The organism is Streptomyces sp. RP5T (assembly GCF_003933965.1).
Classification (GTDB): domain Bacteria; phylum Actinomycetota; class Actinomycetes; order Streptomycetales; family Streptomycetaceae; genus Streptomyces.
On the sequence record NZ_RSAJ01000381.1, the window covers coordinates 1 to 8,187 of the forward strand.

4 protein-coding genes and 6 pseudogenes are annotated in these 8,187 nt (G+C 64.9%); 8 read left to right on the forward strand and 2 right to left on the reverse strand.

Going from position 1 to position 8,187, the window contains the following annotated elements; genetic code table 11:
- The 8 genes and pseudogenes from EHS43_RS48190 to EHS43_RS30525 form a co-directional block, all read left to right on the forward strand.
- Positions 1-117 (forward strand): annotated as a pseudogene (locus EHS43_RS48190) (IS5/IS1182 family transposase); the annotation flags it as partial.
- 93 nt (positions 118-210) lie between these two features.
- Positions 211-1,070: pseudogene (locus EHS43_RS30495) on the forward strand (transposase family protein).
- A gap of 1,069 nt (positions 1,071-2,139) precedes the next feature.
- Positions 2,140-3,069, forward strand: coding sequence for an aldo/keto reductase (locus tag EHS43_RS30500; protein WP_260470788.1), 930 nt, complete (start codon positions 2,140-2,142; stop codon positions 3,067-3,069).
- A 16-nt stretch (positions 3,070-3,085) separates the two neighbouring features.
- Positions 3,086-3,490 carry a nuclear transport factor 2 family protein gene (locus EHS43_RS30505; protein ID WP_125193937.1) on the forward strand — a complete coding sequence of 135 codons (405 nt, stop codon included), beginning with the start codon at positions 3,086-3,088 and terminating at the stop codon, positions 3,488-3,490.
- A gap of 165 nt (positions 3,491-3,655) precedes the next feature.
- Positions 3,656-5,074, forward strand: a complete 1,419-nt coding sequence (locus EHS43_RS30510) for a cytochrome P450 (RefSeq protein ID WP_260470789.1) — start codon at positions 3,656-3,658, stop codon at positions 5,072-5,074.
- Positions 5,075-5,211: 137 nt separating this feature from the next.
- Positions 5,212-5,976 (forward strand): annotated as a pseudogene (locus tag EHS43_RS30515) (IS481 family transposase); the annotation flags it as partial.
- A 221-nt stretch (positions 5,977-6,197) separates the two neighbouring features.
- Positions 6,198-7,300 (forward strand): annotated as a pseudogene (locus EHS43_RS30520) (IS110 family transposase).
- Positions 7,291-7,482: pseudogene (locus EHS43_RS30525) on the forward strand (integrase core domain-containing protein); the annotation flags it as partial. The pseudogenes EHS43_RS30520 and EHS43_RS30525, both read left to right, overlap by 10 nt.
- Positions 7,483-7,619: 137 nt before the next feature.
- Here the strand turns inward: EHS43_RS30525 and EHS43_RS48195 are convergent.
- Positions 7,620-7,782, reverse strand: a pseudogene (locus EHS43_RS48195) (transposase); the annotation flags it as partial.
- A 92-nt stretch (positions 7,783-7,874) separates the two neighbouring features.
- The coding region (locus tag EHS43_RS30535) for a zinc-binding dehydrogenase (RefSeq protein ID WP_148104121.1) at positions 7,875-8,187 on the reverse strand (313 nt) is incomplete at its 5' end.

Sequence of the window (8,187 nt, forward strand, 5' to 3'; positions counted from 1 at the left end):
GCCTTCGCCCGGCTCAAGTCCTGGCGCATCATGCGCAGAGCACGTTCCTCCACCCGCCGCATCAGCCGCACCGTCCAAGCCATCCACACACTCATGACCTGCGACTATTCAGGATGAAAGAGGCTCAGTGAGCCTCTTTCATCCTGTGCTGGCGGGTGAAATGGGCTGGTCAGTGGCTGTGGTGACGAGGCAGGGCCCCTCGTCGTTGGCGTGGTGATTCCACTCAGCACACCGGCGACCGAAGGGGCCCTGTTGGTTTTCGTATCCTGCCACGCTCGACGTCCCGCACGAGCTCGTTGAGCACGTCGCCTGGCTGCTGCACGAGCACCGCCGCGCACGTAACACCCGCTGGCGCAAGCTCCGCTGCTTCGACCAGGCACTGCTCACGCTGGGCCCGCCTGCGCAAGAACGAGACATTCGCCCAGCTCGGCGCCGGGTTCGCGATATCCCAGGCCACCGCCTGGCGCTACGTGGACGAGGCCCTGGAGGTGCTGGCTTCCTGGGCCCCAGGCCTCCATGAAGCCCTCACCGGCCTCGGTGAGGGCGACCACGTCATCGTTGACGGCACGCTGAACCCCACCGACCGCGTCCGCGCCGATCAGCCGTACTACTCGCAGAAGCACAAGAAGCACAGCATGAACGTGCAGGTCATCACCCGCCCCGACGGCACCCCGCTGTGGCTCTCCCGCGCGACACCCGGCCGCACACACGACCCGACCGCGGCCCGAGCCCACGGCATCGTCCAGGCCTGCCTCACCCGGCAGATCCTCGTGCTGGCCGACCGCGCCTACCAGGGCGCCGGCGCCACATTCCGCACCCCCAACTACCACCACAGCGAACAGCCCGAGCACCACCAGCAGTCCAACCGCGACCACGCCCGACTTCGAGCCCCCGGCGAACACGCCTTCGCCCGACTCAAGTCCTGGCACATCATGCGCAGAGCACGTTCCTCCACCCGCCGCATCAGCCGCACCGTCCAAGCCATCCACACGCTCATGACCTGCGACTATTCAGGACGAAAGAGGCTCAATGGTCGCCGAGGACCTGTGCCACCACGACATCGAGCTTGAACTCCACCGGCCCCGCCAGGGGGTTTGTTTATGCCCCGTTCGGGCGCGGCGCCGTCCTGTCCGCCTTCTTCGCCGGCATGGCGGGGTCCGAGCGCGAGTACATCCGGGAAAAATCCCTCGAAGGCCAGGCATCGGCTTGCGAACGCGGCCGACACGGCGGGCGCCCGAACATCAACGACGACATGGCCACTTACGCCCGGTCCATGCGGGCCAACGGGTGCCCGTCCCGCAGATCACGCAGAAGCTCAGCATCAGCTCAGGCAAGAACGAGGGCGAACACCCGTCGGTCGCCGCCGTCTACCGCATCCTCGCCGAGGAAGGCGCCCACCCGACACGGGAGCCGGGTCATCCATCCGCTCAGCCCCACGAAATCACTGTAAATCACATTAATATTCCCGAAGTGATTCACTATTCGTCGCCGGTTGAACCAACTGGGGCCGTCTTTCGTTGTGGGGGTCAAACGGTGTGCGTGTATGACGGGCCTGCTGTGCTGACGCGTCACTGAGCCTTTTCCAATCTAATGTTAGTGCTGGTCAGCGACCTGCTGGTGGCCGAACGTACCGGTCCGCAGCGAAGTCGTGACCAGGTGATTCGTCGTCGGTCACGGTGACCCGGACGTGCCGCCGTGGATCGCCAGCGGCAATGACGGCCAGGTTGGAAAGGCTCACTGAGCTTCTTCGGCCACACCCCCAGGAGGGTGAAGGTGGGGGTGGTCGTTGACGTAAACAGTCGACCGGCCAGATCCAGCACGATGGTGATGTTTGATGACTCAGTCACGTCATTCGATTGGTGGCCGATCAGAAGAAACTTATTGAAGAGAATGCTCCATGGTCAGAAATGAACCACCGCTTTGTCTGTCAATTCGCGAGGTAGTGCAACATTCGCTTGATGGTCAAGAATATTCAAGGGGTGGCCGTGACGTCCTACTTTCCCTGTGGCTGCATATTTCGCCTTCGGGGAGCGGCCGGTACATATCGAGGCGTTCTTAACTAACGTCCAAAAATATCGTAACGCCCAGACCTCAAGACCCGCAAAAGTTTCCCCGAAGTGACGAAATGAGGAATGCTCGGTGACTGACGCACTCACTACTTTGACTCTCGGCAGTGACCTGATCGTCAACCGCCTGGGTTATGGCGCAATGCACCTGACTGGTCCCGGAGTGTGGGGCCCGCCCGAGGACCCCGCCCAAGCGGTACGCGTGCTGCGACGCGCCGTAGAGCTCGGTGTCAACTTCATCGATACCGCCGACTCCTACGGCCCCAATTATAATGAGCAAATCATCCGCCAGGCTCTGCATCCCTACCCTGAAGACCTGGTAATTGCCACCAAGGGCGGGATGCTCCGCTCAGGTCCACGCGATTGGGTGCGTGAAGAGGGCAGGTCGCCCTACATAGTCGCTCTCGGTCGTCCCGAATACCTGCGTCAGCAAGTAGAACTAAGCCTCTACAAGCTGGGCTTGGAGCGTATCGACCTCTATCAACTGCACCGCATTGATCCTCTCGTACCTCTGGCCGACCAGCTGGGTGAACTCGTGCTGCTCCAGCAGGAGGGCAAGATCCGTCACATCGGCCTGTCCGGGCAGCCCGAGGTGACGGTGGAACAGCTCACCGAGGCACGGAAGTACGCAGAGATCGTTGCCGTGGAGAACCTCTACAACATCGCCGACCGCTCAGGCGAAGCAGTTGTGCGCTACGCCGAAGAACATGGGATCGCTTTCATTCCCTGGTTCCCCCTCGGTCACGGCGACCTGCTCGGGCCGTTGGGCGCCTTGGCGCAGGCTGCGAAGAAGTTTCAGGCCACGCCGGCGCAGCTGGCCCTCGCATGGCTGCTGCGCCACTCCCCGAACACGCTACTCATCCCGGGAACCACATCGATCGACCACCTCGAAGAAAACCTTGCGGCGGCCGAACTCACTCTCGACGCGGAGCAGTGGGGCGAGATCGAAGAGTTGTGCTCCCGGGAAACGCCCTGGCGGCCTACCGCCCACACCGTGGCTTGAGGCAAGGAGAGCAATCATGTCCGTCACCACTGAGCCCTCGACTCACGTCCACCCCCACACCGAGACGCTGCGCACCATTTACGCGGACCTCACCCGCATGCAGGACTACATCAGCGATGACGTCGTCCTGCATCGCGCCAACCGCACCCTTGACGATCCTCACCCCTGCGTCGGCAGGGATGCTGTCATGGCCCATGAGCATGCCTTGCTGGACCTGGCCGAAGGGACGCTCGTCATGGATGTTCAGCACATCGTGGCCAATGACCACTTCGGTGCGGTCCTCGGCGTGCTGCGCACCCGTCGTCCGCAGGAAAGCGCCATGCCCTTCTGCGGCCTGTGGCGGTTCGCGGACGGCCGCATAGTCGAGCACTGGGAGAACGCCTATGACCCGGCGGTTCTTGGGAGTGCACTGTCAGCCTAAACGCGTAGTGGCTGAGAAGCCGAACGAGTAAGTGTTGTGCGGCCCCACACGGATCTGCAGAGCCAATATACGTGCCCTCCCGTGGCGGGAGACGACCGCCCGTCAGATCTGTTTCTCTCCGGCAGACCGTGCGCTGAATGCCGATACAAGGACTGGAACATGAAGATGCCGCTAGCCGTCCCATCCGTCCCAGGAGCCGTTCCCGTACTCGGCCACACGCGGATGCTTTCACGTAAGCCGATGGATTTCCTGAGCTCACTTACCTCAGGTCCGGATCTGGTGAAGATCCGGTTGGGACCGCACCCAGTCGTGATCATCTGCAATCCGGACCTCACCCAGCAGATGTTGAGCGACAGCCGAACATTCGACAAGGGCGGGCCACTCGTCGACCTGGTAGCACCCCTGGTCGGCGAAGGGCTCGCCACGTGTCCGCTCAGCAAGCACAAACCGGCTCGCCAACTGTTTCAACCGATCTTCAATCGCGGTATGGCGGCAGCACACGCGAACCGCTTCCCCAGCGCAGTCGCCAAAGTCACGGCCGGATGGCGCGACGGCCTGGTTCTCGATATGCCGGTCGAGGCGCGCAGGCTGACCATCCAGGTTGCGGTGGACACTCTGTTCGCCGACGTCTTCAGCGAGCAGGAGGTCGACCAGATCGCGGACGACCTCACCTCCTGGCAAGTGGGAGCCGCTCAGCGGATGTCCCGGCCCCCCGTTTTCGACCTGCTTCCGACGCCGACCAACCGTCGCTTCGACGTGGGCTTGAAGCGCGTGCGGCAGACGGTCACCGAGGCCATCACGCGGCATCGACGGTCGGGAAGGGAAAAAGTCGGCGTGCTCGGAGCCCTGTTGAGTCCCGAGGGCGAGAGAATTCCATGGTTCAACACACCTACCTTGGTCGATCACGCGATGACCTTCCTCATCGCGCCGACCGCGACGGTCTCCACCGTGCTGTGCTGGATTTGGCACGAGCTGGCCCAACGGAGCGAGCTTCAGGCCCGGTTGCAGACCGAGGTCGACACTGTGCTCGGTGGCGAGGCGCCGACCTTCGAGCACCTCCCTGAGCTGGAACTGACGAAGCGCATCGTCACCGAGGCGCTACGCCTGTATCCCTCTATACATTTCGCGCCACTGCGGACCGTCACCACTGACACCCGACTGGGCGAATACGACCTTCCCGCTGGTACCGTCGTCGCCTACAGCCCCTACATAATTCATCGGCGGCACGACCTCTACGAGAATCCGGAGCTGTTCGATCCTGACCGCTGGTTGGGTGCCAAGCTACCCATGCCGTCGCGCCACGCGTTCATACCGTTCGGGCACGGCACTCGGCAGTGCATCGCCGGCGAGTACGCCTTCAACGAGGCGGTGCTCACCGTCGCGGCGATCGCGTCGCATTGGCGGTTGGAGTCGGTGGCAGGGACTCCTCTGCCCACGCGTGGGTCCGTGAACCTGACCCCGCGAGGGCTGCGTCTGCAGGTATCCCGCCGCATTTCATTCGACGAGACAACCGACGCAGGTCAGCCACATGGGACCGAGGGCGGACGGCAGAGGCCTACGCAGAGCAAGGCCTGGCTCATTTGACTGAGCGTTTGGTCCCGTGATTCGTCGCGACCCTAGCTGTATTGATCACGAGCGTTGTTAACGCTGGCCGGGCTTGATCATGGCGAAGGCCTCCGTGTGTGGTGGAGGTGTCGAATCTTCACCGCACGGAGGCCTTCGTGTCCCACCGTAATGCCCGGCTGACCGTTCACGGCAGGCGCCTGCTGGTCGCACGTGTCCGCACGGGATGCCCTTGGGCCATGTTGCCGCCGAGATGGGCATCTCCCGCGTCACCGCTCACAAGTGGATACGTCGCTGGCGGACCGAAGGCGAGCAGGGACTGCACGACCGGTCCAGCCGTCCGCGCACGACGCCGCACCGCACGGCGGGGGCGATCGAGGCCCGCGTGTGCCGGCTTCGCCAGGACCGCAAGTTCGGCCCGGCCCGCATCGGGCCCATCCTGGGCCTGCCGGCTTCGACCGTGCACCGTGTCCTGGTCCGCCACGGCCTGAACCGCCTGGCCTTCCTGGACCGGCCCACCGGGCCAGGTCATCCGCCGCTACGAACGCGACCGCCCCGGCGAACTCATCCACGTCGACGGCAAGGAACTCGGCCGTATCCCCGACGGTGGCGGTCACAAGGTCCTGGGCCGCCAGGCCGGCCGCGCCCGGCGCAACAACGTGGGCTTCGACTTCATCCACTCCGCGGTCGACGACCACAGCCGCCTCGCCTACAGCGAGATCCACCCGGACGAGAAGGCCGCCACCTGCCCCGGCTTCCTGCGCAGGGCCGCCGCCTTCTTCGCCACGTGTGGCATCACCCGCGCCGAGCGGGTCCTGACCGACAACGCCTGGCCCTACCGCAAGAGCTTCGCCTGACGGCAGGCCCTGGCCGACCTGGATGCGGCCGGCAAACTCACGCACGCCTACCGGCCGCAGACCAACTGCGAGGATCTGCAGACGCTCTTCCGGTCGGTCTGGCCCACAGACCAACCGGCCGCTCGTGCCTTGTTGCCGATGCGTCGGCCGGCCGGGAGGGCGCATGCGGCTGCACCGGCAGACCGTCGGATGTGACCTGATAAGAGCCTGGCACCACGCCTCATCGCAGTTGTGTTCCCGGTGCTCTGTCGGTGCGGCTCCAGCCCCGCGGACCGCCAGGAGGGCAGGTGCTCAACAGTTCCGGCACGAGCGTGACCCTCGGAGTCGACACCCACGCCGACGTCCATGTCGCTGTTGCTCTCGACCAGCTCGGGCGGCGGCTGGGTACGCTCGCTGTTCCCTCGACACCAGCTGGCTACGCATCCTTGGAAGCGTGGGTCACCGGTCTCGGCACCGTCGAGCAGGTGGGTTTGGAAGGCACCGGCTGCTACGGTGCCGGCCTGTCCAGGTGGCTGCGGCAACACGGCCACCGTGTCGTCGAGGTCAACCGCCCCGACCGTCAGACACGCCGCCGTCGCGGCAAGTCCGATGTCGTCGATGCCGAAGCCGCCGCCCGGGCAGTGCAGGCCGGGACCGCGACAGCGACCCCGAAGTCCGGTGACGGTGTTGTCGAGATGATCCGGGCCCTGCGGGTCGCCCGACGCAGTGCGATGAAGGCCCGCACGCAAGCCGTCATCCAGCTTAAAGCCCTGATCGTCACCGCTCCTGACGTCCTTCGCGAACACCTCCGCGGGCTGCACCGAATGGAAGTGATCCGCACAGTCACACGGTGGCGCCCAGGGGCCCAACCGGACACTCTGACCACGGTCACCAAACTGGCCATGCAGTCCATCGCCCACCGCTACCTGCAACTCGACGACGAGATATCGGAGCTGGACCGCCACCTGCAGCGGCTCGTCACCCGGGCGGCACCGGAACTCCTGGCCGTCAAAGGACTCGGTGCCGAGACCGTCGCAGCCTTGCTCGTCGCTGTCGGCGACAACCCAGGACGCCTTCGATCAGAGTCTGCCTTCGCCCACCTCTGCGGCGTCGCCCCGATCCCCGCAGCCGCCACCGCCTCAACCGCGGCGGCTACCGTCAGGCCAACCACGCCCTCTACATGATCACCGTCAGCCGCTTGGCCTGGGAGCCACGCACACGCGCCTACGTGGCCCGCAGAACAGCCGAAGGCAAGACGAAGACTGAGATCATTCGCTGCTTGAAACGACACATCGCCCGTGAGGTCTACGGCCTACTCGTCCCGCAAACCCCAGCGCAGCCACGCTCCCGCGACGACCTGGCAACCGCAGCCGGACCTACCTTGACAGCTATACGAGCATCGGCAAGGTAGAACGCTTCAACCGCACCCTGCTCGACGAATGGGCCTACCTGCGGCCCTACACCAGCAACACCGAACGCACCGAAGCCCTGACAGACTTCCTGCACACCTACAACCACCACCGCTGCCGCACCGCACTCGGCGGCCAGCCACCCATCAGCCGTGTGAACAACCCTGCGGGTCAATACACCTAGCGGCCGATGCGCGCAGGGCGGGGCGCCACCGCGGCCGCCCCCGCACTCGTGTTTGGTCCCGGGGCAGGTGCCGCGCTACTGACCGAGGCTTCGTAGGAGGTGGCGGTCTTCTCGTAACTGGTGGCGATGCCGCGGAACCCGTCCAGGGCGTAGCGGCGAAAGCGGGTGTAGACGGTCTGCCATGGGTCATAGCGTTCCGGCAGGTCACGCCAGGAGATCCCGGTCCGGGATCTTGTAGACCATCCCGTTGATGACCTGCCGCGACACCCTCGGCCGGCCCGTCACAGCCCGCGGTATCAGCGGAGCGAGTAACTACCACTCCTGATCGGTGAGTTCATCACGACGTATCACCCCACCATGATCCACCACCCGATGATCTTTGATGACGGATCCTAATCGACCCTGACCACGTACTTGCCCTGCACCCCGCCCGCCTCCAGTGCTCGGTGTGCGGCCGCTGTCTCTTCCAGCGGGAAGACCGTGTCCACCGCCGGCCGCAGCTTCCCCTCTGTCACCTGGCGGGCGAGGTCGTCGAAGAGCGCACGTTCGGGGTTGCCGCTGAAGAAGCGCACCCGGCCGCGTCCGTGGACGGCGCTGGCCGCGATGTAGCCCAGCGAGGCGGCGGGCCGCGTCAGGTCGAAGGCGATGGTGACCATGCGTCCGCCCGGCTTCAGCATCCGCCGTACGGTACGCAGGTCGGTGCCC

Bases quoted from the DNA above. Each gene is read 5' to 3' on its own strand.
- EHS43_RS30505 (WP_125193937.1), top strand. From the start codon at position 3,086: ATGTCCGTCACCACTGAGCCCTCGACTCACGTCCACCCCCACACCGAG.
- EHS43_RS30510 (WP_260470789.1), top strand. From the start codon at position 3,656: ATGCCGCTAGCCGTCCCATCCGTCCCAGGAGCCGTTCCCGTACTCGGC.